Origin of the sequence: Mesorhizobium sp. Root552, from assembly GCF_001427285.1 — a bacterium.
Lineage (GTDB): Bacteria > Pseudomonadota > Alphaproteobacteria > Rhizobiales > Rhizobiaceae > Mesorhizobium.
In genome coordinates, this window is sequence record NZ_LMFV01000007.1 from 65,536 (window position 1) to 87,443 (window position 21,908).

General features: G+C 62.8%; 22 protein-coding genes, 1 other RNA gene and 2 pseudogenes. 14 read left to right on the top strand and 11 right to left on the bottom strand.

The features are described from left to right. Nucleotides 1-45: 45 nt before the first annotated feature. Together nudC and ASD50_RS04345 are read right to left on the bottom strand one after the other, a co-directional pair. Entirely contained in the window at nt 46-987 is a 942-nt protein-coding gene (nudC, locus tag ASD50_RS04340) for an NAD(+) diphosphatase (protein ID WP_056236617.1), read from the bottom strand. A 39-nt stretch (nt 988-1,026) separates the two neighbouring features. Next, entirely contained in the window at nt 1,027-1,446 is a 420-nt protein-coding gene (locus tag ASD50_RS04345) for an HIT domain-containing protein (protein WP_056236619.1), read from the bottom strand. 236 nt (nt 1,447-1,682) lie between these two features. On the opposite strand from ASD50_RS04345, the gene ffs reads away from it, so the two are divergent. The 7 genes and pseudogenes from ffs (at nt 1,683) to ASD50_RS04375 (ending at nt 9,067) form a co-directional block, all read left to right on the top strand. Next, nucleotides 1,683-1,779: signal recognition particle sRNA small type (gene ffs, locus ASD50_RS22270), an RNA gene on the top strand. Between the two features lie 151 nt (nt 1,780-1,930). Further along, nucleotides 1,931-3,757, top strand: a complete 1,827-nt coding sequence (locus ASD50_RS04350; protein ID WP_056236621.1) for a DNA polymerase III subunit gamma/tau — start codon at nt 1,931-1,933, stop codon at nt 3,755-3,757. 37 nt (nt 3,758-3,794) lie between these two features. Next, complete coding sequence (locus ASD50_RS04355) at nt 3,795-4,118, top strand: YbaB/EbfC family nucleoid-associated protein (protein ID WP_056236624.1); 324 nt, start codon at nt 3,795-3,797, stop codon at nt 4,116-4,118. Between the two features lie 273 nt (nt 4,119-4,391). After that, nucleotides 4,392-4,908 (top strand): annotated as a pseudogene (locus tag ASD50_RS04360) (cell wall hydrolase); the annotation flags it as partial. Nucleotides 4,909-5,248: 340 nt separating this feature from the next. Further along, on the top strand, nt 5,249-5,854 hold the full coding sequence (recR, locus tag ASD50_RS04365; protein WP_056236628.1) for a recombination mediator RecR: 606 nt from the start codon (nt 5,249-5,251) through the stop codon (nt 5,852-5,854). Between the two features lie 149 nt (nt 5,855-6,003). Then, nucleotides 6,004-7,272, top strand: coding sequence for a lytic murein transglycosylase (locus tag ASD50_RS04370; protein ID WP_056236630.1), 1,269 nt, complete (start codon nt 6,004-6,006; stop codon nt 7,270-7,272). A gap of 127 nt (nt 7,273-7,399) precedes the next feature. Beyond that, the gene (locus tag ASD50_RS04375; protein ID WP_056236631.1) at nt 7,400-9,067 is read left to right on the top strand and encodes a phosphoethanolamine transferase; all 1,668 of its coding nucleotides are present in this window, start codon (nt 7,400-7,402) and stop codon (nt 9,065-9,067) included. 6 nt (nt 9,068-9,073) lie between these two features. Here the strand turns inward: ASD50_RS04375 and ASD50_RS04380 are convergent, their stop codons facing one another. After that, nucleotides 9,074-10,075, bottom strand: coding sequence for an LLM class flavin-dependent oxidoreductase (locus tag ASD50_RS04380; protein WP_056236633.1), 1,002 nt, complete (start codon nt 10,073-10,075; stop codon nt 9,074-9,076). A 245-nt stretch (nt 10,076-10,320) separates the two neighbouring features. On the opposite strand from ASD50_RS04380, the gene ASD50_RS04385 reads away from it, so the two are divergent. Next, nucleotides 10,321-10,749 (top strand): DUF6481 family protein, encoded by a 429-nt coding sequence (locus ASD50_RS04385; protein WP_056236637.1) that lies wholly within the window; start codon nt 10,321-10,323, stop codon nt 10,747-10,749. Nucleotides 10,750-10,861: 112 nt separating this feature from the next. Here ASD50_RS04385 and ASD50_RS24045 read toward each other — a convergent pair whose 3' ends face one another. Beyond that, a complete protein-coding gene (locus tag ASD50_RS24045; protein WP_156464932.1) occupies nt 10,862-10,987 on the bottom strand; it encodes a hypothetical protein in 126 nt (41 codons plus the stop codon). A 93-nt stretch (nt 10,988-11,080) separates the two neighbouring features. Further along, on the bottom strand, nt 11,081-12,331 hold the full coding sequence (locus ASD50_RS04390) for a DNA recombination protein RmuC (RefSeq protein WP_056236639.1): 1,251 nt from the start codon (nt 12,329-12,331) through the stop codon (nt 11,081-11,083). A 103-nt stretch (nt 12,332-12,434) separates the two neighbouring features. Between ASD50_RS04390 and def the strand changes: the two genes are divergently transcribed. The 4 genes from def to truA are packed head-to-tail and all read left to right on the top strand — an operon-like array spanning nt 12,435 to nt 15,180. Further along, nucleotides 12,435-12,965: a peptide deformylase gene (gene def, locus ASD50_RS04395; protein ID WP_056236640.1), complete on the top strand. Its 531-nt coding sequence runs from the start codon at nt 12,435-12,437 to the stop codon at nt 12,963-12,965. 8 nt (nt 12,966-12,973) lie between these two features. Continuing rightward, complete coding sequence (gene fmt / locus ASD50_RS04400) at nt 12,974-13,909, top strand: methionyl-tRNA formyltransferase (RefSeq protein ID WP_056236651.1); 936 nt, start codon at nt 12,974-12,976, stop codon at nt 13,907-13,909. Next, nucleotides 13,906-14,415, top strand: a complete 510-nt coding sequence (locus ASD50_RS04405) for a GNAT family N-acetyltransferase (protein ID WP_056236654.1) — start codon at nt 13,906-13,908, stop codon at nt 14,413-14,415. The genes fmt and ASD50_RS04405 overlap by 4 nt, the downstream gene beginning before the upstream one ends. A 15-nt stretch (nt 14,416-14,430) precedes the next feature. After that, on the top strand, nt 14,431-15,180 hold the full coding sequence (truA, locus tag ASD50_RS04410; protein WP_056236656.1) for a tRNA pseudouridine(38-40) synthase TruA: 750 nt from the start codon (nt 14,431-14,433) through the stop codon (nt 15,178-15,180). 95 nt (nt 15,181-15,275) lie between these two features. Here truA and ASD50_RS04415 read toward each other — a convergent pair whose 3' ends face one another. From ASD50_RS04415 to dapD, 4 genes are all read right to left on the bottom strand, one after another. Continuing rightward, nucleotides 15,276-15,869 (bottom strand): hypothetical protein, encoded by a 594-nt coding sequence (locus ASD50_RS04415; RefSeq protein ID WP_056236660.1) that lies wholly within the window; start codon nt 15,867-15,869, stop codon nt 15,276-15,278. A gap of 6 nt (nt 15,870-15,875) precedes the next feature. Further along, nucleotides 15,876-17,069: a succinyl-diaminopimelate desuccinylase gene (gene dapE, locus ASD50_RS04420; protein ID WP_056236662.1), complete on the bottom strand. Its 1,194-nt coding sequence runs from the start codon at nt 17,067-17,069 to the stop codon at nt 15,876-15,878. A gap of 74 nt (nt 17,070-17,143) precedes the next feature. Further along, nucleotides 17,144-17,518 (bottom strand): DUF805 domain-containing protein, encoded by a 375-nt coding sequence (locus ASD50_RS04425; protein WP_056236708.1) that lies wholly within the window; start codon nt 17,516-17,518, stop codon nt 17,144-17,146. Between the two features lie 25 nt (nt 17,519-17,543). Then, a complete protein-coding gene (gene dapD, locus ASD50_RS04430) occupies nt 17,544-18,398 on the bottom strand; it encodes a 2,3,4,5-tetrahydropyridine-2,6-dicarboxylate N-succinyltransferase (RefSeq protein WP_056236664.1) in 855 nt (284 codons plus the stop codon). Between the two features lie 144 nt (nt 18,399-18,542). Between dapD and ASD50_RS04435 the strand changes: the two genes are divergently transcribed. Continuing rightward, a complete protein-coding gene (locus tag ASD50_RS04435) occupies nt 18,543-19,382 on the top strand; it encodes an LOG family protein (protein WP_156464933.1) in 840 nt (279 codons plus the stop codon). On the opposite strand, the gene ASD50_RS04440 is transcribed toward ASD50_RS04435, so the two are convergent. Further along, entirely contained in the window at nt 19,370-20,251 is an 882-nt protein-coding gene (locus ASD50_RS04440) for a DUF817 domain-containing protein (RefSeq protein ID WP_056236667.1), read from the bottom strand. The two genes, ASD50_RS04435 and ASD50_RS04440, sit on opposite strands and share 13 nt — an antisense overlap. Beyond that, nucleotides 20,248-20,955 carry a pyrimidine 5'-nucleotidase gene (locus ASD50_RS04445; protein WP_056236670.1) on the bottom strand — a complete coding sequence of 236 codons (708 nt, stop codon included), beginning with the start codon at nt 20,953-20,955 and terminating at the stop codon, nt 20,248-20,250. The genes ASD50_RS04440 and ASD50_RS04445 overlap by 4 nt, the downstream gene beginning before the upstream one ends. A 162-nt stretch (nt 20,956-21,117) precedes the next feature. Here ASD50_RS04445 and ASD50_RS04450 point away from each other — a divergent pair. Continuing rightward, nucleotides 21,118-21,878: pseudogene (locus ASD50_RS04450) on the top strand (GGDEF domain-containing protein). Nucleotides 21,879-21,908: the final 30 nt, after the last annotated feature.

Genomic DNA, 21,908 nt, shown 5'->3' on the forward strand with positions numbered 1-21,908 from the left:
AGGAGCTAAAGCGTGTGAAGCGAATCTGAAAGATCGCAACACGCTTTAGTCGCCCTCGGCCCAGGCGCTGACGAGCTGGTGGGCGATGGCGCCTTTCGGCGGGATCGTCAGCCCCTGCGGGTGCTCGCGCGCCAGCATCAACCGCACCTCGTCGCGGGAAAACCAGCGGCAGTCCTCGAGTTCGCTAGAGTCCGCGTGGATATCGTCGTTGAGCGGCTCGCCATAGCAGCCGATCATCAGCGAATAGGGAAACGGCCACGGCTGGCTGGCATAGTAGATCACACGGCCAAGCCTGATGCCGGCCTCTTCCAGCGTTTCGCGCCGCACGGCGTCTTCGATGGTCTCGCCCGGCTCGATGAAGCCGGCAAGCGCCGAGTAGCTGCCTGGCGTAAAATGCCTGCCGCGGCCGAGCAGGCATTTTTCCTTCGTCGCCGTCAGCATGATCGCCACCGGATCGGTGCGGGGAAAGTGATCGGCGCCGCAGGAAGGGCAATGCCGCCTGTATCCGCCGGCGCGCATCTCCGTCCGGCTGCCGCATCGGCCGCAAAAGCGATGGCTGGCGTTCCAGCCGAGCAGGGCGGCGGCTTGCGCAAGCGCGCCAAGTGCCGCTTCATCGACCAGCCCCTGTATGTAGATGGAGCGATGCTCGATCGCCTTGATCGTTTCGGGCAGGCGTTCGGCATCGAAATCGCCCGGAACGGCAAGCACCGGCCCTTTGTCGTCCCTACCAAGCAGGATCGCCTGTTCCATCGATGAAGCGATGCCGCCCAGTTCGCCAACTGAGAACCACGGATCAAACGTTTCGCCTTGCAGCTTGATCAGCGTCCTGCCGTCGCGCACCACCAGCAGCCGCGCGGACGGCTCAGCCAGAGCCTTTTCCACGCAATCGTCGCTGCGATGTTCGGACTGACGCTCGATGCGGTTGCCGGCAAAGGCAAGCGATCTGCTGGGCTCGCGCTCAGGCGCATCAAAAAGACGGAAAGTCATGGGGAAACTACTCGAAGCGACGGATGAAGGCCGGCAGGTTCATAGCGCCGCCTTGACCGTTTCGGCAAACCGGCGGAGTTCGGGAATCTTGTAGGGTTCACGGATGCCGTGGCCCCACACCGGCCCCGGCCAGGCGGCGTCGCCTTCCGAACGGGCTATCACGTGAACATGCAGTTGCCGCACGATATTGCCGAGCGCGCCGGTGTTGATCTTGGTGCAGCCGGTGACGCGCTTCAGCGCCTGCGCCGCCATATTAACCTCGAAGGTCAGCATGGCCTGGTCGAGCGGCGCCATATCGTGGATTTCCTCGATCCCCGGCCGCTGCGGAATGAGCACCAGCCACGGCCAGCGGCGATCGTTCATCACACGCAATTCGCACAGGCCGAGCCACATCAACTGCTCGCTGTCGGCCTCAAGCCGGGCGTCAAGCGTGAAACCGGCCTTCAGGCCAGGTAGCATGGGCGTTCCCCTCGAACCTGCAAGGGCCCCCAGAGGCCCCGATACGTATGTATGTCCGGGAAGCGGATGAGCCGCCAGCTCCCCATTATAGCATCATCCGCCACGGCGCGTCCGACTGTTTGAACGCTATTGCGAGGCTTGCGCCGCTGCAAGCGTTTCATTGGGGCAAAGCCGCGTCAGTGTTCGATTTCGACACGCACTTGCATTTCGGCATCGAATTGCCGATATGGAAGACGGGAGGTTGGTGGTGGACGATCCACTCGCCAACCGGGTCAGGTCCGGAAGGAAGCAGCCCTAACGAGCCCGGAACGGGTCATTGTTCCAGCCTCCCACCTTCTTCACGACCCTGTTTGGTCCATCTTGGCGGCCCGCCTGGGCGGCACACCGGCATTGACGATGTGCAGTCGTGCGGGCGAAACTGGTTCGAACAGCCGACCGCTTCCGGTCGCGGTCCGTAGATTCTTGCTGGGAGCCGTCCTGATCGATGAATGAAGCTGGAACGAGCGGATCAGGCAGCACCGGGGCAAAGCCGGCCACCGGCGCCTACCGCGTGCTCGCCCGCAAATACCGCCCTTCGAATTTTTCCGAGCTGATCGGCCAGGAGCCGATGGTGCGCACGCTCACCAACGCCTTTTCATCCGGCCGCATCGCGCAGGCATGGATGTTGACCGGCGTGCGCGGCGTCGGCAAGACGACGACGGCCCGCATCCTCGCCCGCGCGCTCAACTACAAGAACGAGGCCATCGACCAGCCCAGCATCGATCTCTCCGTGCCGGGCGAGCATTGCCAGGCGATCATGGAAGGCCGCCACGTCGATGTCATCGAGATGGACGCGGCGTCCCACACCGGCATCGACGATATCCGCGATATCATCGACCGCGTGCGCTACGCGCCGGTTTCTGCGCGCTACAAGGTCTACATCATCGACGAAGTGCACATGCTTTCCACGCAGGCTTTCAACGGCCTGCTGAAGACGCTGGAAGAGCCGCCGCCGCACGTCAAGTTCATCTTCGCCACGACCGAAATCCGCAAGGTTCCGATCACCGTCCTGTCGCGCTGCCAGCGCTTTGACCTGAGGCGCATCGACGCCGGCGCGCTGGTCGCGCATCTTGGCGCCATCGCCGCCAAGGAAGACATTTCAATCGATGACGACGCATTGGCGATGATCGCGCGCGCCGCCGAAGGCTCGGCCCGCGATTCGCTTTCCATCCTCGACCAGGCCATCGCGCATGGAGGCGGCGGCGTCAGCGCCGAAGCGGTGCGCGCCATGCTCGGCCTTGCAGACCGCGCCCGCATCGTCGACCTGTTCGAGCATCTCATGAAGGGCGACGTCGCCGCGGCCCTTGCCGAGTTCCGCTCGCAATATGACACCGGCGCCGATCCGGCCGCCGTGCTTACCGATCTCGCCGAGTTCAACCATCTGGTGACGCGGCTGCGCTTCGTACCCTCGGCCGCCGAAGACGCCTCGCTTTCGGAAGACGAGCGCCGCCGGGGCGCCGCCTTTTCCGAGCAGCTCTCGGTCAAGGTGCTGTCGCGCACCTGGCAGATGCTGCTCAAGGGCATCCCGGAAGTTCAAAGCTCCAACCGCCCGGTCAGCGCCGCTGAAATGGTGATGATCCGCATCGCCCACGCAGCCGACCTGCCAACGCTGGACGAGGCGTTGAAGTCGCTTGAGAGCGGAGCGCAGACCTCGGCCGCTCCTCGAGCCTCGGCCTCTTCATCGCCGGCCGGATCCGCTGGTCGAGGCAATGGCGAGACGGCCAGCGCTGTATCGACGGCGTCCTTTGCGCCGAGCGGCAATGGCGCGCAGACTATGCGTCTGGTCGAGGCATCGCCCGCTCCGGTAGCATTCACGCCGCCGCAGCCCGATCCCCAGCCGGCAATTGCCGTCAAGTCCCTCGCCGACATCGCGGCCCTCGCCGAAGAACACCGGGACATGGCCTTCAAGATCCTCTTGAAGAAATACATCCGCCCTGTTCGCTTCGATGCCGACCGCCTCGACGTCAGCCTCACGCCCGATGCGCCCAAGACGCTGCTCAACGACCTCACGTCCAAGCTGCGCAGTTGGACGGGGCGCAACTTTTTCGTCTCGCTGTCGAAGGAGACAGGTGGACCGACGCTGGCGGAGATGGATTCGGCCCAGCGCGAAAACGCCTTTCTCGACGCGCGCAACGATCCCGCTGTCGCCGCGATCCTGGACCGCTTTCCCGGTGCGAAGATCATCGACGTCCGCATCCCGGATACCGCGCAAGGCAGCGGCGAGGCGGACGAGGACATGACTGCCGAGCCGATGGTCGAAGACGACGACTGACGTTTCGACCCAACAATCAAGAGATGAAGGACCTACGATGAAAGATCTTCTCGGCCTGATGGGCAAAGCCAAGGAAATGCAGGCCAAGTTCCAGGCCATGCAGGATGAGATCGCCGAACTCGAAGCGACCGGTCAGGCCGGCGGCGGCCTGGTCAATGTTACCTTGAGCGGCAAGTTCGAGATGAAGTCGCTGAAGATCGATCCGTCGCTGTTCAAGGAGGACGAGGTCGAGATCCTCGAAGACCTGATCCTTGCTGCCCACAACGACGCCAAGGCCAAGGTCGAGCAGGTCATGCAGGAAAAGGCCAAGGCGCTGACCGCCGGCCTGCCGATCCCTCCCGGCATGAAGCTGCCGTTCTAGGATGTGTGGAATTCAGATCAGGATGAGCCGAAAACGGTAGCGTTCGAGAACCGAAGCGCAGTGCATGTTTTGATACATGAGCATCGGAAGCGCAGAATGCTGCCGTTTGCCGGCCACCATCATCTGAATCCCCATATATGCTGATACAACCCTCGCGAGACGGTTCGGCGCGCCAAAAACGGAAGATTGGCGCTCCGCCATCATTTTGCCGGAAACAGTCTCATTCTTGCCGCAACCTGGGGACGTGGCGGCCACAAAGAAGAGAGACGTTTGTTGATCGCCAAGCGTTTGAAGGCGCCATGCGTGTTGGGCGCCGTGGGCTGTTTGTCCCTGTTAGCCGGTTGCAGCCAGACCACGCAGGGCATGTCGGCCGCCAATTTTGCCGACGGTGTGCAGCCGACCCACACAACCTCTTACCAATACACCATGAAGGACAGGACGTGCCTGCAGCGCGCCATGTTCTTCGAATCCAACCGCTCAAGCCGCGAAGGCATGGTCGGCGTCGGCACCGTGGTGATGAACCGCCTGAAATCCGGCCGGCATGGCAGTTCCATATGCTCGGTTGTCGGCGAGCCCCGGCAATTCGCACCGGGCGTGATGACCAGGCGCATGAACTCAAAGGCCATGCCCGACGTGGTGGCCGCTGCCGACGCGGTCCTCAAAGGCGAACGCCACCCGAAGCTTAGGAACGCGATGTTCTTCCACACCGCCGGGCTGAAGTTCAAGTACAAGAACATGCACTACGTGGCCGTTGCCGGCGGCAATGCCTTCTACGAGAAACGCGGCCGCAAGTGGCAACCGCTGCCGCCCGATTCCACCTTCAAGGTTTCTGCCGCAGGCTCGGTGCCGGCCACCGCGCCGACCGTGGCCGTGGCATCGGTCGCCAAGCCCAAACTGCCTGCCGCGCCGCCGCAGGTTGCCGACAAGTCGATCATGACGGCCTCCATCCCCCAACCTGAGCCACAGCCGGTCATGGCATTCGAGCAGACGCCCAGCGACACCAGTGCGATCGGCGCGCTCATAATTACGCAGAACCAGTCGTTTCCAGCTCAATAAATTCGGCGTCGGCAGGCGGGAAAGCTCACAGGCGCATTGTTTTCAATGGCGCTGAAAAATCCTACAACCGCGCCATGTCGAAGCGAATCGCCGGTCCGGAAATCGAACGCCTGATCCAGCTTCTGGCCAAGGTGCCGGGGCTCGGCCCGCGTTCGGCCAGACGCGCCGCCCTTCACCTCATCAAGAAGAAGGAACAGTTGCTCGCGCCTCTCGCTGCGGCCATGAGCGAAGCCGTGGACAAGGTGCGCATCTGCTCGACCTGCGGCAACGTCGACACTTCCGATCCCTGCATGATCTGCACCGACGCGCGCCGTGACCCGGCCACGCTCATCGTGGTCGAGGATGTTTCCGACCTTTGGGCTCTGGAGCGGGCGTCAGCGATGAACGTGCGCTACCACGTCCTCGGCGGAACCTTGTCGCCGCTCGACGGCGTTGGTCCCGACCAGTTGAACATCCGTTCGCTGGTAGACCGTGTCGCCGGCGGCGAGGTCAAGGAAGTCATCCTCGCCGTCAATGCCACCGTCGAAGGCCAGACCACGGCGCACTACCTGACCGACCAGCTTGCCGGCATGGACGTCAAGGTCACGCGCTTGGCGCACGGCGTACCAGTGGGCGGCGAACTCGACTATCTCGACGATGGCACGCTTGCCGCGGCGCTGAAGTCGAGAACTGCGTTTTGATGCCGCTTGGGCTTTCCATCCCCCTCTGGCCTGCCGGCCATCTCCCCCTCAAGGGGGGAGATCGACACTCGCCTTGGCTTTCATCAATCTCCTACGGTGTTGGAAAGGCAGAAAAGACGAAGCTGCCAATCTCCCCCCTTGAGGGGGAGATGCCCGGCAGGGCAGAGGGGGGTCGGCAAGGCTACCGCGTCCTCCTCGCAGCCGTCCTCGCCATTCTGACCCTCGTAGGCCTCGCCTCCCCCACCACCGCCGCGCCGATCGACGACCAGTTCCGCACATGGCTGGGCAACGATTTGTGGCCAGAGGCCAAGGCCGCCGGCGTTTCGCAAAAGACCTTCGATGCGGCTTTTGCCGGCGTGAAGCCAAACCTGAAACTGCCCGATCTGGTTATGCCCGGCAAAAAGCCGAAGACCCCGAAAAAACAGCATCAGGCCGAATTTGGTTCACCCGGCAGCTATTTCGCCGAAAAGACGGTGAAAGCAGTGACTGCGGGTGGGCGCTCGCGCGCCGCCTCCAATGCCGCAACCCTTGCCGCCGTCGAAAAGCGCTACGGCGTGCCCGGCGAAGTCGTGCTGGCGATCTGGGGGCGGGAATCCGGCTTCGGCGCGGCCAAGCTGCCTTACGACGCCTTTGAAGTGCTCGGCACCAAGGCCTTCATGGCGACCCGCAAGGACATGTTCCGCAAGGAGGTGCTGGCGGCGCTTGAAATCGTCCAGCGCGGACTGGTTGCCCGCAACGCCATGAAGTCGTCCTGGGCCGGCGCACTCGGCCAGCCGCAATTCATGCCGACCTCGTTTCTCAAGCACGCGGTGGATTTCGATGGCGATGGCCACCCCGACATCTGGAATTCCACGCCGGACACGCTGGCGTCGATCGCCAACTATCTCGTCAACTATGGTTGGCAAAAGGGCCGCGACTGGGGGTTCGAGGTTGCCGTTCCGCAAAGCGTATCCTGCTCGCTCGAAGGACCGGATCGAGGCAAGCCCATTTCGCAATGGGCTGCAATGGGCATTGCCCGCATTAACGGCAAAGCGTTTCCTGTGCATGAGGCGAAAGCCGAAGGTTTCCTCTTGATGCCGGCCGGGCGCAACGGTCCGGCCTTCATCGTCACGCCGAATTTCTATGTGCTCAAGGAATATAATATGAGCGACCTCTATGCCCTCTTCATCGGGCATGGCGCCGATCGCATCGCCTATGGCGATAGGACCTTTTCAGGAAGCTGGGGCGCCGTCGGTGGCCTCTACCGCTCCGACATTGCAGCGCTCCAACGCTCCCTTGAAGGCAAGGGCTACGATGTCGGTAGCGCCGACGGCCTGCCGGGCTTCAAGACCCGCCGCTCGATTGGCGACTGGCAGGCGAAAAGTGGCCTCAAACCGACATGTTTTCCGGACGCAGAACTGGTCAAGGCACTGAAATAGCTCGCCCCCTCGGCAAGCTTGTGCACGAGCGGCAAAGCCGTCGAAAGCGCCATAACACAGACACAATCGAGGCGGCTTGAAAGCTGGGGGCAGGGCCCCAAGCCAAGTTGATAACGTCGAGTCAGCCATGAAATTCAAGCGCCCCGTTGTCGGCAGCACCATCCTGTCGGTCATCGTCGCGGCCTATGTGCTTTTCCTCGACAACTCGACTTTCTGGAGCAAGATCTCCGGGCATTTTGCCGGGCATCCGGCCATGCTGGCCATTCTCGGCCTGGCCGTCCTTTTGCTCTACATTGTTTTCCTGGTCGCTTTCTCCGCGCCCTATGTCATCAAGCCGGTGCTGATCGCCGCAGTCATGATCTCCGCCGGCGTTGCCTATTTCACCGATACGTTCGGCACCATTCTGGACCGCGACATGATCCAGAACATCGCCCAGACGACCGGGCCAGAATCCGGCCACCTGATCACGACCGAATTCCTCCTGCATCTTTTCTTTTTCGGCGTTCTACCCAGCCTGCTCATCGTCTGGGTCCGCATCGACCACAAGCCGTTCTGGCAAAAGGTCAGGACGAACACCGCGCTCTGCCTCGGCCTGGTCGTGGTTGCGGTCGCGCTTATCGGCAGCAATTTCCGCACTTACATCCCGTTCTGGCAGCATGAGCGCAAGGAGACGATGGTTTACCTCAATCCCGCCATGGCGCTGGTCAGCTCCATCGACTACGGCATTCACCAGTTCAAGGATGCCAACATCGTTGCGAAGCCCTATGGCGAGGATGCAAGGCAAGGTCCGAAGCTCGCCTCGCTCGGCAAGAAGCGGCTGCTGGTGCTGGTCGTCGGCGAAACCGCGCGCGCCCAGAACTTCAGCCTCAACGGCTACCGGCGCGATACCAACCCCGAACTTGCCGAGCGCAATGTCATCGCCTTCACCAACGTCACCAGTTGCGGCACAGCAACGGCCGTCTCGATGCCCTGCATGTTCTCCCATCTCGGCCGCGAGAACTACTCAAAGCATGCAGCGCTATCTTCGGAAAATCTGGTCGACGTTCTCAAGCATGCCGGCCTCACCATCGAATGGTGGGAAAACAACACCGGCACCAAGAACATCGCCGATCGCATTCCCACCACGATGATCGCCGCCTCGCCCGATCCGAAACTATGCAGCGGCGGCGAATGCCTGGATCAGGTTCTCGTCGACAAGCTTGCCGCGCGGCTGGACCATCTGGACGGCAACGCCGTCCTCATCCTGCACACGATGGGCAGTCACGGCCCGGCCTACTACCAGCGCTATCCCGCCGATTTCGAGCGCTTCAAGCCGGCCTGCCACAGTGCGGAACTGGCCGATTGTTCGGCCGAGGAGCTTACCAATGTCTATGACAATTCGATCCTCTACACGGATCACATCCTCGCTTCGATCATCGACGTCCTGAAGAAGCACGGCGGCGACTACGCCTCGGCCATGTACTACATGTCCGATCATGGCGAATCGCTCGGGGAAAACGGGCTCTACCTGCATGGCGCGCCCTACATGTTCGCGCCCGACACGCAAAAGCGCATCCCCTTTATTGCCTGGCTGTCCGATGATTTCGCCGCCGCGAACGGCGTCGACCTTGCCTGCCTGCGCGCAAAAACCGGCGATGTTTTCTCGCACGACAACATGTTCGATACCGTTCTTGGCATGATGGATGTCGAAACCAAAGTCTACGACATCAAGCGCGATGCCTTCGCGTCGTGCCGTGGCAGCGCCGTTTCGCAGACGGGCGCCGCCTCTGCCGCATCCGTTTCCCTGCCCAAGTAGGAAGCGTCAGGCCGCTTGCGCCAGCGAGCGCTGCACATCGGCCAGGATTTCGAAAGAGCGCACCCTTGCCGCGTGGTCGAAGACCTGCGCCGTCACCATGAGTTCGTCAGCGCCAGTCCGTTCCACGAACGCTTCCAGACCCTGCTTTACCGTGGCGGGCGAGCCGACGATGGCGCAGGACAGCGCCTGCCCGAGAATAGCGCGCGCCGCCGGCTCCAGAGCCTCAGCATAGCCTTCGACGGGCGGTGGCAGCTTGCCCGGCCTGCCGCTGCGCAGGTTGACGAAGGCCTGCTGCAGCGAGGTGAACAGATAGGCCGCTTCGGCATCCGTGGGTGCAGCCACGACATTAAGCCCCAGCATGACCCTCGGTCTGTCGAGGTGTTCCGATGGCTCGAAGCGCGACCGGTAGACCTCCAATGCATGGTCGAGTTCCGCCGGCGCGAAATGTGAGGCGAACGCATAGGGCAGGCCAAGCATCGCCGCCAGTTGCGCTCCGTAAAGGCTCGATCCGAGGATCCACACCGGCACCTGCTCGCCTTCGCCCGGAATGGCATGCACGCGCTGGCCTTCGGCCGCCGGCTGGAAGTATCCCATCAGTTCCACGACATCACGCGGAAAATTGTCGACGCTGGCATCCAGGTTGCGGCGCAGCGCATGCGCCGTCAGCATGTCGGTTCCCGGCGCGCGGCCGATGCCGAGGTCGATGCGGCCGGGATGGAGCGCCGCCAGCGTGCCGAACTGCTCGGCGATGACCAGCGGCGCATGATTGGGCAGCATGATGCCGCCGGCGCCGACGCGGATGGTTTTCGTGCCGCCTGCGACATGGGCGATGACCACGGCGGTCGCGGCACTTGCGATGCCGGGCATGTTGTGGTGCTCGGCCAGCCAGTAGCGCTTGTAGCCGAGCCGTTCGGCATGGCGGGCGAGATCAAGCGTGCTGGCCAGCGATCTGGCGGCATCCCCGCCTTCCACGATCGGCGAGAGGTCAAGGACGGATAGGTCTGCCATGGGTCGGTTCCGCATTCAGGTCGCGCAGATATAGGAAGTGTTGCGTGCGCTGCAAACCGGCCAGGCGCAGCTCATTGTTGCGACCAAACCGAGACATTCGCGGGAAAACGGCCTGCTACCCCTGCCTTAGTGTCATCGCATTGCAACATTGCTTGAATTTCATGGCAGGCATGCGGTTTTGGCGCTTGAAGTCTTGGCTTCGGCGCGTATGTAAGCCTCGCGAATTTGACTCTAGGGAACTACAGTTGGCTATCTACAGAGAAAAAGACATTTTCGAGCGGCGCAATGCCGCAAATGAAGCAAAAAAAGCACTCCTCGAGCGTTTCAAGACACGGCCTGCAGCGGACGATCCGGCTGTTGTGGCCCGCAAGGCTGAGCGTCAGGCGATCCTCGCCGCCCGTGCCGAGCGCGACGCGGAGAAGGCAAAGCTGAAGCAGGAACGTCTTGCCCGCGAAGCTGCCGAACGCGCCACCCGCGAGGCCGCAGCCGAAAAGGCAAGGCTCGAGGCCGAGGCGAAGGCTGCCGAAGAAAGCAAGCTTCGTGAAACCGAAGAGAATGAGCGCATTGCTCGTCTCCTCTCGGACGAAGCAGAGCGCAAGGCCAAGCGCGACGCCCGCTACGCCGCCCGCAAGGCGCGCGTCGGCAGGACGCCTCCCGGCTTCACGGCACGCTGACACAACAGGCCAGCCAGCAGCAGCAGGGTCGCCCTGAGGGCGGCCTTTGCCGTTGTGCGCTCAACAAAACGGCCGGCAACCCCTCAGGATTGCCGGCCGATTGCTGCGAAGACTATTTTTCCTTGATCCTGGTTGCCTGAACGGGCGGAGCCTTCGGCGCTGGCGCGGCAGCCGGCTTCTTGGCATCCTTCTTCGGCTTGCGGGCTTCCTTGCCCGGCTTCATCTGACCCTTGGCCATGATTCGCGTCCTCCAATGCTCGGCGGATGGAGTGAACCAAGACTTCTCTTTCCATGCAAGCTCAACAATCGCCGGCTTGAATGGCAGCCGGCGTCATTCGCCGTCTTCCACCACCCTCAGCCGCAACTGGCCGGTCTTGGAATCGGCCGTTCGCCGCCTTGGATCCGCCGGCGCTTCGCTCTGTGCGTCACCAGCCGTGGGGGCGGCGAATTCGAGCGATTCGATCTTCTGCCCGCGCTTGGTCACCTTCGAGGTCGAGACAAGGATATCGTCTATATCCTTGGCTGCCTGGCTGAAGTGGCCTTGCAGCTTGCGAACGCGTTCGTCGACGCGCGCCACGTCTTCCATCAACCGCACCACCTCGCCCTGGATCAGGTGCGCCTGCTCGCGCATGCGCGCATCCTTGAGGATCGCCTGTATGACCTGGATCGACAGCATCAAAAGCGACGGCGACACGATGACGACGCGGGCACGATGCGCGCGCTGCACCAGCGCCTCAAAATTCTCGTGGATCTCGGCAAACACCGATTCCGACGGCACGAACATGAACGCCGTATCCTGCGTCTCTCCCTGAAGCAGGTACTTGTCGGAAATATCGCGGATATGCACTTCGATATCGCGCCGGAACGCCTGCGCCGCGACTTTCTGCAAGTCGGCGCCCTCGGCGGCGCGGATGGCGTTCCACGCTTCCAGCGGAAATTTCGCATCGATAGCCAGCGACGGCGCATCGTTCGGCATCCTGATCAGGCAGTCCGGACGGCTGCCGTTCGAGAGCGTCGCCTGGAATTCGTACGACCCCATGGGCAGCCCGTCGGCAACGATCGCCTCCATGCGCGACTGTCCGAATGCGCCCCGGGTCTGCTTGTTGGACAGGATTGCCTGCAGCTGCACCACCTGCCCCGCCAGCGACTGGATATTGCCCTGCGCGGTGTCGATCACCGCCAGGCGCTCCTGCAGCTTGGCAAGGCTTTCATGCGTCGATTTCGTCTGCTCGCTCATGGTCTGGCCGAGGCGGCCTGTCATCGCGTCGAGGCGCTGGCCGATGGATTGGGTCAATTCCGCCTGCCTTGCGCCGAACACCTCGGCTATGGCCCCCATGCGGCCCTGCATTTCAGCCTGGCTTTGCAGGATGTCGGCCATGCGCGCCTCGGTGTCGCGGGCCTGTTCGGCAGTTTCCGCGGCCGCGGCTGCACGGGCCTTCGCGCTGCGCCACAGCGCGACCACGAGCGCGATGAGGAGGCCGACGAACACCAGCGCCCCGAAAGCCAGCATCTGGCCAAGCGAAATCACCGTCGCTCCAAGGCGGATAATGGGTTCGGAAAGAATGCTGCTCATCTCGTTCATCGGCACAGCATATCCGATTCGGCCGGCTCCGACAGATCAAAACGTGAACATGATTATGTAAGCGTAGTTGACGCGTTGGGGCCGAGGCCTTACGTGAAGCGCCATGACGATCAAGCCGCTCATCATCCTTCCGGATCCCGTCCTGCGCCAGGTTTCAAAGCCCGTCGAAAAGGTAGACGCCCCGCTTCTGAAGCTGGCCGACGACATGCTGGCGACCATGTATGACGCTCCCGGCATCGGGCTCGCAGCCATACAGATCGGCGAGCCGCTGCGCATGCTGGTGATCGACCTCGCCAAGGAAGACGAGGCGCCGGCGCCGCATGTCTTCATCAACCCGGAAGTCCTCGAAAGCGGCGATGCGCGCTCGGTCTACGAGGAAGGGTGCCTGTCGATCCCGGACTATTATGCGGAGGTCGAGCGGCCGGCGACGGTGCGGGTAAAATATCTCGACCGCGACGGCAAGGCGCAGGAAATCATGGCCGAAGGCTTGATGGCGACCTGCCTGCAACATGAGATCGACCACCTCAACGGCGTTCTCTTCATCGACCATATCTCGAAGCTCAAGCGGGATATCGTGATGCGGAAGTTCAAGAAGCTGGCCAAGGACAAGCCGGCCAGCCGGATGGTCGGATAAGGGCGGCAATGGCCCTTCGCGTCATCTTCATGGGCACGCCGGATTTTTCCGTTCCGACGCTCAGTGCAATCGCAGAAGCTGGCCACGAAATCGTCGCCGTCTACACGCAGCCGCCGCGCGCGGCGGGCAGGCGCGGTCTGGAACTGACGCCGTCGCCGGTGCAGCGTGAAGCCGAGCGGCTCGGTATCAGCGTCCATGTCCCCACCTCGCTGAAAAGCGTCGAGGCCCAGGCCGAATTCGAGGCGTTGAATGCTGACGTTGCCGTCGTCGTCGCCTACGGCCTGTTGCTGCCGAAGCCGGTTCTCGATGCGCCGCGCTTCGGCTGTCTGAACGGCCATGCCTCGCTTTTGCCCCGCTGGCGGGGGGCCGCGCCCATCCAGCGCGCCATCATGGCCGGCGACACGGAAACCGGCGTCATGGTGATGCGCATGGAAGAGGGGCTGGACACAGGCCCCGTCGCCACAGGCGAGACTGTCGCGATCGGCCCGGACATGACGGCTGGCGAGCTGCACGATAGATTGATGGCGAGCTGCGCCAGCTTGATGGTTGAAGCGCTGGCTGGACTGGAAGCCGGCTCGCTCACATTCACGCCGCAGCCCGATCAAGGCGCGATCTACGCGAAAAAGGTGGAAAAAGCCGAGACCCGCGTCGATTGGCGCTTGCAGGCAAGCACCGTGCATAACCATATTCGCGGCCTCTCGCCTTTTCCGGGCGCCTGGTGCGAAGCGGAAATCGGCGGGCGCGTTGAGCGGCTGAAACTGCTTCGCTCTACCCTCGGCGAAGGCCGGGGCGAGCCGGGAGGAATCCTCGATGACCGCCTGACGGTCGCCTGCGGTTCAGGCGCGGTCAGGCTGGTCGAAGTGCAACGGGCGGGCTCAAGGCCCGCCTCTGCCTCGGAGTTCCTTCGCGGCGCAAGACTGGAAAAAGGAATGAAACTGTCATGAGCATGATGTCGATCCGAGCGGCAACGCCGCGCGACCGCGAGGCGATCCGCCTCGTGGAAGAACATGCTTTCGGCCAGAAAGCGGAAGCCGGCCTTGTCGATGCGCTGGTCAGCGATGGCGACGCCGTCGTCGAACTGGTTGCGGTGGAAGAGGGACAGGTCGTCGGCCACATCCTGTTTTCACGCCTGCTGGTCGAACGGGCCGGCAAGACGTTTCCCGCCGTGGCGCTCGCGCCGCTTGCCGTCGAACCATCCTTCCACGGCACCGGCATCGGCGGCGCGCTCATCCGCGAAGCCCACATCCGGCTCAAAGACAGCGGCGAAAAGCTGGCCGTGGTCTTGGGCGATCCCGACTACTACGGCCGCTTCGGCTACAGCCACGACCGCGCCGCCAGCTTCGAAACCGAATATCAGGGCGATGCGCTGCAGGCATTGGCATGGCAAGAGGCTCCGGTGAACGGCAAGCTCGTCTACGCCTCGGCTTTCAACACAGCGCTCGCGGCCTGACCCGGCCATCCGGGAATGCCGCGCTTTCGCCTCGATATCGAGTATGACGGCGGCCCCTATGCCGGCTGGCAACGCCAGGCCGACCAGCATTCGGTGCAGCAGGCGATCGAGCAAGCGGTCGAGAAGTTCAGTTCCGAGATTGTCTCGCTGCGCGGCGCCGGCCGCACCGATGCCGGCGTCCACGCGACCGCGCAGGTGGCGCATCTCGACCTGGAAAAAAACTGGCGTCCGGACACGGTGCGCGATGCCTTGAACGCGCATCTGCAACAGGCTGGCGAGCGCGTCGCCATCCTCAAGGCGACGAAGGTTGCAGACGACTTCGACGCCCGCTTTTCGGCGCTGGGCCGCCACTATCTTTACCGCATATCCAATCGCCGCGCCCCGCCGGCGCTCGACAAGGGCAAGGTCTGGTGGGTGCCGAAACGGCTTGACGCCGAGGCCATGGACAGCGCCGCCAAGGTGCTGCTCGGACGGCACGACTTCACCACCTTCCGCTCGGCCCAATGCCAGGCCAACAGCCCGTTGCGCACCCTCGATCGCCTTGACGTCGTGCGGTTGGGCGACGACATCGAAATCCGCGCCTCGGCCCGTTCATTCCTGCACAATCAGGTCCGTTCGATGGTCGGCTCGCTGAAGCGCGTCGGCGAAGGCGCATGGACCGGCGGCGACCTCAAGGCAGCGCTCGATGCGCAAGACCGCGCAGCCTGCGGACAGGTCGCGCCGCCGGACGGGCTTTACCTCGCGGGCGTGGACTATCCCACTTGAGGCACAAGCAGGATTGAGGTCAGGGCGAGCCGAAAACAGGGAATTTTCGGGAAAGCATGGAAAGTTGCTATTTGCAGGCCACCATCACCTGAATCCTATTCGGGAATGGTGATGCCGAGCAAAGCCTGCAAGGCGAACAGCACGGCCAGCGAAGCAATCAGCATGCCGGTAAACACGGCAGAGCCGACAGCCGCTCCCTTGGCGATGACAGCGTTGGTCATGCGCCATGTCAGGACCATCGACAGCAGGAAGAAGAACAGCGTCACCAGTGCCGCGAACTGATCCGTCGACGGCAGGAAAAGCCTGACCAGAGCAGACGGCAGCAGCATCCATGCGATCAGTGCCGATGCCCAGTTGCTGGCAACGACATAGGGCACGAAGCGCGTCGCGATCCCCGCATAACGCGAAACGAAGGCAAGGGCGACCAGCGGCAGCGTCCAGGTTCCGATATCGACCAGCGCGACCCGGACAAGCGCGCCAAGCCTGCCCGAAAAGGCGTCAGGATCGCCGATCTCGTTGGCAACGCCGACCCAGCCGACGATGAGCGCAGGGGCTGCCACGACCAGCGCGAAGAATGAATTCCAGAACCCGTCGGCGGACAGATCGAGCAGGCGCACGCCATCAGGCTTGCCCATCATCAAGTGCCAGGCGCCGGTGAGTGATGTCTGGATCTCATCCGCCGACAGCATCTTGTGCTAGCCTCGCTCGAACCAGTCGGCGATGAAGCGCTGGTAGATCTGCGTCAGCGTTTCGAGGTCAGCCACCGCGACGCGCTCGTCCACCATGTGCATGGTCTGGCCGACGAGGCCGAATTCGACCACCGGGCAATAGTCCTTGATGAAGCGGGCGTCGGAGGTTCCACCCGAGGTCGACAGGGTCGGGCTCTTGCCGACCACCGCCTTGACCGAGCCGCTCAGCGTCTCGATCAGCCGGTCGTCACGCGTCAGGAAGACATGGCTCGGGCGGTCGCGCCAGAGAAGATCGAAGTCGATGGCTTCCTTGCGGCCCGCCCGATACTTCCGCCTGCGGCTGGCAACGTCCAGCCGGTTGTGGATTTCCGCCTGGATCGTCTCCGCCGTCCACGTATCGTTGAAACGGATGTTGAACGCCGCGGTCGCCTTGGCGGGGATGACGTTGGTGGCCGGATTGCCGACATCGACCGAGGTGACTTCGAGATTGGTCGGCTGGAAGTCCTTCGTGCCCTTGTCGAAAACCGGGTAGAGCAAGGCATCGACCAGCGTCATCAATCCACGCACCGGGTTGTCGGCAAGATGCGGATAGGCGGCGTGGCCCTGCCTGCCGTTCACCGTAATGACGCCGGACATCGAGCCGCGCCTGCCGATCTTGATCATGTCGCCCAGCGCGTTCGGGTTGGTCGGCTCACCGACCAGCGAAGCATCCCACTTCTCGCCCTTGGCCGCCGCCCATTCGAGCAGCTTGACGGTACCGTTGATGGAAGGACCTTCCTCGTCGCCGGTAATCAGCAGCGAGACCGAACCCCTGGGTCCGCCGCTTTCGGCAACATGACGCGCGAGGGCCGCGATGAAGCAGGCGATGCCGCCCTTCATGTCGACGGCGCCGCGCCCGTACATCTCGCCATGCGCGATTTCCGCGGCAAAGGGCGGGTGCGTCCATGCAGCCTCGTCTCCGACCGGAACGACGTCGGTATGGCCGGCAAACATCAGGTGCGGGCCGTTGCCGGAACGCCGGGCGTAGAGGTTCTCGACATCGGGCGTGCCGTCCTCCGAAAAAACCGGCCGCTCGATGTCAAAGCCCATCGGCTTCAGCATCGTCTCAAGTGTGGCAAGCGCGCCGCCCTCGTCAGGCGTCACGGAAGCGCAGCGGATCAGCGCGGCAAGGTTTTCAGCGGGGTCTGTCGGCAGCATCATGGGCAAAGCGATAATCGAAAGCGTCGAGGCTGTCACGGCCTGACCGTGAGGCCAGCGTGAACATGGCAAACAGACTATCGGGCGGGCGCGTTGGTGCGCTGTCCGTAGCGGTTCGGTCCCTGCTGGCCGGGAAACAGGCACAGCACCAGAAAGGCGACAATCGAGATCACCGGCACGAAAAGAACGACCGCTGCCAATCCCGTCTTGCCGAGATCATGCAGCCGCTTCACCGCAAGCGCCACATTGGACCATAGCGAGGCAAGGAAGACGACCATGAACACGGTCGACCACAGCGCGCTTTCCGGCGTTCCCTCCATCACCAGCGTGAACCGATAAAGGGGAAACGCCTGCGCGATCGCCACCAGCAGGCCGCCCAGAAAATAGGCGGCGCGGCTGACTCGGCCGGAAACGCCGAAGAAGAGCCAGAGAAGCTGCGGTCGGTCAGCCACGCGGTTCACCCTGTCGCTTCAAGTCTCAGTCGCGCAGCAGTTCGTTGATCGAGGTCTTCGAGCGGGTCTTGGCATCGACGCGCTTGACGATGACGGCGCAATAGAGGCTCGGCCCCGGCTCGCCGTTCGGCGAAGGCTTGCCCGGCAGTGAACCGGCGACGACAACCGAATTGGCCGGCACTTCGCCATAGAACACCTCGCCCGTGGCGCGGTCGACGATCTTGGTCGACTGGCCGATGAACACGCCCATGCCAAGCACCGAGCCTTCGCGCACGATGCAGCCCTCGACCACTTCCGAGCGCGCGCCGATGAAGCAGTTGTCCTCGATGATCGTCGGCCCTGCCTGCATCGGCTCCAGCACGCCGCCGATGCCGACGCCGCCGGACAGGTGCACGTTCTTGCCGATCTGGGCGCAGGAGCCGACCGAGGCCCAGGTATCGACCATGGTGCCGGAATCGACATAGGCGCCGACATTGACGAAGGACGGCATCAGCACTGCTCCCGGCGCGACATAGGCGGAACGCCGCACGACGCAGGATGGCACGGCCCGGAAACCTGCCTTTTCGAAATCAACCGCGCCCCAGCCCGAGAACTTGGAAGGCACCTTGTCCCACCAATTGCCGTCGCCCGGCGCACCCTTGATGATCTCCATCGGATTGAGCCGGAATGACAACAGAACGGCCTTCTTCAGCCACTGGTTGACATGCCAGCTGTTGTCGGCGCGCTTTTCCGCCACCCGTACCTCGCCGCGGTCGAGCAGGTTCAGCGCCGTCTCGATCGCATCGCGGACCTCGCCGCGCGTGGCCGTCGAAATGCCGTCGCGTTCCTCAAAGGCCTTGTCGATGGTCTGTTCGAGGTTCGCAATATCGGACTTCGACATGAGATGCTCCGTTACACGTGCTGTTAAGGGGCGGCTCTTAACCTGTTTGTAAGCCGCGCGGACCCTATTTGAAGGTATGGAGAGGGTCAATCGCGGCTGCGCCACGGGACGGCGCTGTCGGGCGGCAAACTTGGGGAACTTCATATGAATCCGATGGAAAAAGCCGGATGGACGCCTCTGCCGCACTCGGACGAGGATCTGGAGCGGGCAAAAAGCGCTCCCGACACGCCGCAGACGCGTGCTGCGACTTATCGTCTGGCATGGAACGACGAAGAATTCATGACGCGCCGCGAGCTGCGTCCGGTACGCCTGCAACTCGAATTGCTGAAGCCCGAGATGATTCTCGCCGAGCGCGGCATCCGCTCGACGGTGATCCTGTTCGGCGGCGCGCGCATCCCGGAGCCCGGCGGCGATGCCTGGGCGGCAAAAAACGAGACGCAAAAGCGCAATCTCGAGGAAAACAGCAAATACTATGAGGAGGCGCGCAAGTTTGCCCGCCTCTGCTCGCAGCAGTCGGCCACCACCTATTTCCGCGAATTCGTGGTGGTCACCGGCGGCGGCCCCGGCGTCATGGAAGCCGGCAACCGCGGTGCCGACGATGTCGGCGCGCCGTCGATCGGGCTCAACATCGTGCTGCCGCACGAGCAGGCGCCCAATGTCTACGTGACGCCGGAACTGTGCTTCAACTTCCATTATTTCGCGATCAGGAAGATGCATTTCGTCATGCGCGCCAAGGCGGTCGCCGTCTTTCCAGGCGGCTTCGGCACGATGGACGAGTTTTTCGAAACGCTGACGCTGATCCAGACCGGCCGCATGGAGCGCGTTCCCGTCATCCTGTTCGGAACGTCGTTCTGGCGGCGCGCCATCGACCTCGATTTCCTGGCCGAGCAAGGCACCATCAGCCCCGGCGACCAGGACATCATCGACTTCGTCGATACGGCCGACGAAGCCTGGGAAATCATCAAGAAGTTCTATCGGCTGTAGATCGTTCGTTCGCTCTCGTCGGCTTGCAAAGGCTGCGGCCGGCGAACGAGCGTGACCAGCACGAAGGATATGATCATCAAAAGGTACCAGGAGCCGAGCTTGGCGACGCTTACCGGCGTCCAGGCGTCGTGCTGTCCCGGATAAATCCAGGCCCGCGACCACGTGCCGATGTTCTCCGCGAACCAGATGAACAGCGCCACCAGCACAAAGCCGACCAGAAGCGGCATCCTGAGGCGGAAGCGGAAGACGCGGTAGTGCACGACCGTGCGCCAGTAGAGCGCGATCGACGCGGCAAAAAGCCCGTAGCGCAGGTCGAGCGTGAAATGGTGGGCGAAGAAATTGACGTAGATCGCCACGCACAGGACCACCGTCGCCCATAGCGGCGGATAATGCGAATAACGCATGTCGAAGATGCGGCCGATGCGGGCGAGGTAGGAACCGACCGCGGCATACATGAAGCCCGAAAACAGCGGCACTTCGCCGATGCGGAAGAAATTCGGCTCCGGGTAAATCCACGAGCCGGCCGACGTCTTGAACAGCTCCATCACCGTTCCGACGATGTGGAACACGAGGATGACCTTGGCCTCGGCCCCGGTTTCCAGCCTTAACGCCAGCATGGCAAGCTGGATCGCCAGCGCCGCCAGAAACAGGAAGTCATAGCGGGCGAGGAAGGCCCCTTCCGGCCATAGCAGCCTCGTCGCAAGGATCAGGAACAGCATCGCCCCGCCGAACAGGCAGGCCCAGCCCTGCTTGAGGCCGAAGACGAGGAACTCGACCGCGGCTCCGGAAAGGCCGCTGGCCGGCAATCTGTCGAGAAAGCGGTGGGCAGCGCCATCGATCGCCGCCTCTACCCAGGTGAACCGCGTCAAGCCTGCCCTTCCACGATGGCGCTCAGGAAGCTCGCAAGATCGTCGGTGACGAAATCGACGTCGTCCTCATTGTCCGGGTCGCTCTCCCAGATTTCGGAAAATGTCGGCTCGAAATTGCGCGGCACGATCAGCACCGTCGTCATGCCCAGCGCCTTCGGCACGGCAAGGTTGCGGGCGAGGTCCTCGAACATCACGGTATTGTGACCTGTCACGGCGTGCAGCGATGCGAACTTCTCGTAGGTCTGGCGGGCCGGTTTCGGCGTCAGGCCGGCTGCGACGATGTCGAAGATGTCGTCGAAGTCCTCGAGGATGCCCAGCTGGCGCGCGGCGCGCTCGGCATGGCCGCGATTGCCATTGGTGAAGATGAACTTGCGCCCCGGCAACTGGCGGATGGCAGCGCCGAGAACGGGGTCCGGCACCAGCCACGAATAGTCGATGTCGTGAACCCGCATCAGGAAGTCGTCGGGATCGATATTGTAGCGCTTCATCAAGCCGTTGAGCGTGGTGCCGTACTCGAGGTAAAGCTCCTTCTGCAGCTTGCGGGCCTCGTCGCGCGGCAGCGTCAGCAGTTCCTGCACATAGGCCGTCATCCGCACGTCGATCTGGGCAAACAGATTCGAATGATGCGGATAAAGCGTGTTGTCGAGGTCGAACACCCAGTCGGTGACATGGGCGAAACGGGTGGGGTCTGGAAGCTCGGTCATATCATCCTTATGGCATGAAACGGCGTTCGAGGGGTGGAGATTTATCCACAACTTCTACGAGTTAAAACGCGGCAAAATCGCCAATCGATTCGAATTTTATGTAAGCGGGAAACTCTGCCTTCAGGGCTTGCTGCCAAATAGGCGTGCGATCAGGGGGACGGGATGAAGAGTGTAATTTTTAAATCCTTTCTGGTCGCCATAGCCTCCTCCATCGGCTCCATTTTCATTGCTCTTGCGGCGGTTTCAGCCTTGGGCGGCAGCCTGGACGGTATTGCATGGATTCTGTGCATCGTCTGCCCGCTTCTGATCGCGTGGCCGGCCAGCGCCTACACCTTCTGGCAAAGCGACAGGCTGAAAAGCGCCCATCGCGATCTTTCGCGGGCACACGCACAACTGGCAGCGGCGCATCGCCGCCTCGCCGACAAGGCGCGGCACGACGAGATGACGGGCATGCTCAATCGCGAAAGTTTCTTCGCCACGCTAGACCGATCGCAGCGCAAGTCGGATCGCGGAGCCCTGCTCATCATCGACGCCGACCATTTCAAGTCGATCAACGACCGTTTCGGGCACCTGGTTGGCGACGAAGCGCTGCTTTTGATCGTCGCTGCGCTGCGCGGCGGCATCAGGAGCGGCGATGTGCTGGGGCGCATCGGCGGCGAGGAATTTGGCGCTTTCCTCATCGGCGCCAGCGAATCAGAAGCCACGCGCATCGCCGAGCGCATGCGCCAGGAAGTCGAATTGATCCGCTTCCGCCCCGATGGCGAGCGCACCATTTCGCTCACCGTCAGCATAGGCGGCACGATCTGCGGCGAAGGCGCCACGGTTTCCGAACTCATGCGGCGCGCCGACGGCGGCTCTACAACGCCAAGAACCGTGGCCGGAACCTTGTCGTCTTCGACCGGGACATGCCGGAAGCGGCGTGACGATTTCGGAAATGTCCGGCTCTTAGGCAA

Coding starts and splice junctions, on each gene's coding strand:
- nudC (WP_056236617.1), bottom strand. CDS start 987: ATGACTTTCCGTCTTTTTGATGCGCCTGAGCGCGAGCCCAGCAGATCG.
- ASD50_RS04345 (WP_056236619.1), bottom strand. CDS start 1,446: ATGCTACCTGGCCTGAAGGCCGGTTTCACGCTTGACGCCCGGCTTGAG.
- ASD50_RS04350 (WP_056236621.1), top strand. CDS start 1,931: ATGAATGAAGCTGGAACGAGCGGATCAGGCAGCACCGGGGCAAAGCCG.
- ASD50_RS04355 (WP_056236624.1), top strand. CDS start 3,795: ATGAAAGATCTTCTCGGCCTGATGGGCAAAGCCAAGGAAATGCAGGCC.
- recR (WP_056236628.1), top strand. CDS start 5,249: ATGTCGAAGCGAATCGCCGGTCCGGAAATCGAACGCCTGATCCAGCTT.
- ASD50_RS04370 (WP_056236630.1), top strand. CDS start 6,004: ATGCCCGGCAGGGCAGAGGGGGGTCGGCAAGGCTACCGCGTCCTCCTC.
- ASD50_RS04375 (WP_056236631.1), top strand. CDS start 7,400: ATGAAATTCAAGCGCCCCGTTGTCGGCAGCACCATCCTGTCGGTCATC.
- ASD50_RS04380 (WP_056236633.1), bottom strand. CDS start 10,075: ATGGCAGACCTATCCGTCCTTGACCTCTCGCCGATCGTGGAAGGCGGG.
- ASD50_RS24045 (WP_156464932.1), bottom strand. CDS start 10,987: ATGGCCAAGGGTCAGATGAAGCCGGGCAAGGAAGCCCGCAAGCCGAAG.
- ASD50_RS04390 (WP_056236639.1), bottom strand. CDS start 12,331: ATGAACGAGATGAGCAGCATTCTTTCCGAACCCATTATCCGCCTTGGA.
- def (WP_056236640.1), top strand. CDS start 12,435: ATGACGATCAAGCCGCTCATCATCCTTCCGGATCCCGTCCTGCGCCAG.
- fmt (WP_056236651.1), top strand. CDS start 12,974: ATGGCCCTTCGCGTCATCTTCATGGGCACGCCGGATTTTTCCGTTCCG.
- ASD50_RS04405 (WP_056236654.1), top strand. CDS start 13,906: ATGAGCATGATGTCGATCCGAGCGGCAACGCCGCGCGACCGCGAGGCG.
- truA (WP_056236656.1), top strand. CDS start 14,431: ATGCCGCGCTTTCGCCTCGATATCGAGTATGACGGCGGCCCCTATGCC.
- ASD50_RS04415 (WP_056236660.1), bottom strand. CDS start 15,869: ATGCTGTCGGCGGATGAGATCCAGACATCACTCACCGGCGCCTGGCAC.
- dapE (WP_056236662.1), bottom strand. CDS start 17,069: ATGATGCTGCCGACAGACCCCGCTGAAAACCTTGCCGCGCTGATCCGC.
- dapD (WP_056236664.1), bottom strand. CDS start 18,398: ATGTCGAAGTCCGATATTGCGAACCTCGAACAGACCATCGACAAGGCC.
- ASD50_RS04435 (WP_156464933.1), top strand. CDS start 18,543: ATGAATCCGATGGAAAAAGCCGGATGGACGCCTCTGCCGCACTCGGAC.
- ASD50_RS04445 (WP_056236670.1), bottom strand. CDS start 20,955: ATGACCGAGCTTCCAGACCCCACCCGTTTCGCCCATGTCACCGACTGG.